Raw genomic sequence first — 1,651 nt, forward strand, 5'->3', positions numbered from 1 at the left:
GCCATCATCCGTGATCGCGACGATCGACGGGGTGGTGCGGGCGCCTTCCGAATTCTCGATGACCTTCGGCGTCGAGCCTTCCATCACTGCGACGCAGCTGTTGGTCGTGCCGAGGTCGATACCAATGACTTTACCCATGGAGGGGATCCCTTTCGATTGAGCAGATCGCCGGCCTGCGTCGCATTGTGCGCCGCCCGCCGGCCCATGGACCGGCCCGCCCCCGCTCAAGCGGCGAACGAACCGGCATTCCACGTCGGGCGGTGGTTCAGGCCGCCCCTCGGCGGGGTATATAGTGAGGGTGTTCCCGCCCTTGCAAGACAGGCGAGCCGATTAAGAATCGCAGCGCCTTCCGCGCTTTGCGCCGGCATCGGCGCGTTTCTCGGTTCACTGTGTCCCCGCTGCCATTGCGGGCCGGCACGCCCGCGATCAAGCATCGCGGCTGGAAACGCTATAAGGAAGCCGATGCGACAGAAGCGGCATCTCTCGGCCGGTCTCGTGCCGCTGGCGCTGCTGCTGACTGCGGCCGCGGCGGCGCAGCCCCTGCAGTTGCCCGGCGCCCAGCCTTTCGCGGCCCCCGGCACGCCGCAGGCGCTGCCGCCCTCCAGCGGCGTCCCCGCTGCCCCGCGCGAGCCTGCGATGCCCGCCATCAAGGCGCCGACCGAGCAGGATATCCTCGGCAAGGCCCTCCGCCGCAACGGCAATCACGGCTCGGCGACGTTGACGAAGACCGCGACCGGCTATGGCCTCAAGCTCGATCTCGACGGTTTCCAGCCGCCGAACCTCAGCGAGCCCTGCGCGGTCTCCTTCGGCGAGGCGCCGGTGCCGGTCACACCGCTCGGCCGGCCGGCGGGCGTGCCGCGCTACAGGCTTGAAGCCTCGATCTGCCCGATCGTCTTCGACGTGCTGGACGGCGCCTTCCTCGTGGTCGAGCCGCGCGAGCCCTGCGTGGTCGAGGCCGCGCAATGCCGCATCGACCCCCGCGGCCTGTGGGGCGCCGATCTCGCCGGCGTCGCGGCGCAGGCCAAGGCGATCGAGAAGGCCCGTGGCACGGCCGAGCGGGCGGTGCGCGAGGGCTATCGCACGCTGACGGCCCGCGCCAACGCCGTCGATCAGCGCGGCGTGGCCCGCGAGCAGGCCGGTTTTTCCGGCGAGCGCGAAATGACCTGCCGCGATTACCAGCGCGAGGCGCAATACGGCTTCTGCACCGCCCGCCTCACCGAGGCGCGTGCGGCGGAGCTGCGGGCCCGGCTCGGCCTCGACACGGCGCCCAAGCCCGCCGCCAAGCCCAAGCCGCGCCCGCCGAAGCCGGCCCCGATGCCGCTGACGCCAACGGAGTAGGCGTCAGCTCATCCGCGCCGCCAGCGCCGCCTCGTCCAGCCCCGCCAGCGCGTCGATTAGATGCATGGCGAAGCTGCCCGGCCCCTGCGCGCGCTCGGCCGCGATCTCGCCGGCGATGCCATAGGCCGTGAGCGCCGCGCCCGCCGCGAGCGCTGCATCGGGCTCCACGGCCCGGCAGGCGGCGACCAGCGCGCTGGAGGCGCAGCCCAGCCCGGTGACCTTTGTCATCAGCGGATGACCATGGGCGATGGCATAGGAGCCGCTGGCGCCTTCGATGCGATCGACCGCTCCGGTGGTGACGCGCAGAATGTCC

3 protein-coding genes are annotated in these 1,651 nt (G+C 71.6%); 1 reads left to right on the forward strand and 2 read right to left on the reverse strand.

Going from position 1 to position 1,651, the window contains the following annotated elements; translation table 11 throughout:
* Window positions 1-138: Hsp70 family protein (locus ACOJTB_RS17360; protein WP_420103781.1), on the reverse strand; the 138-nt coding region annotated here is incomplete at its 3' end.
* Between the two features lie 324 nt (window positions 139-462).
* Here ACOJTB_RS17360 and ACOJTB_RS17365 point away from each other — a divergent pair.
* Complete coding sequence (locus ACOJTB_RS17365) at window positions 463-1,338, forward strand: hypothetical protein (protein WP_420103779.1); 876 nt, start codon at window positions 463-465, stop codon at window positions 1,336-1,338.
* 3 nt (window positions 1,339-1,341) lie between these two features.
* On the opposite strand, the gene ACOJTB_RS17370 is transcribed toward ACOJTB_RS17365, so the two are convergent.
* On the reverse strand, window positions 1,342-1,651 hold a 310-nt coding region (locus ACOJTB_RS17370), incomplete at its 5' end, for a hydroxyethylthiazole kinase (RefSeq protein WP_420103780.1).

This window comes from Allobosea sp. (assembly GCF_048595345.1).
Lineage (GTDB): Bacteria > Pseudomonadota > Alphaproteobacteria > Rhizobiales > Beijerinckiaceae > Allobosea.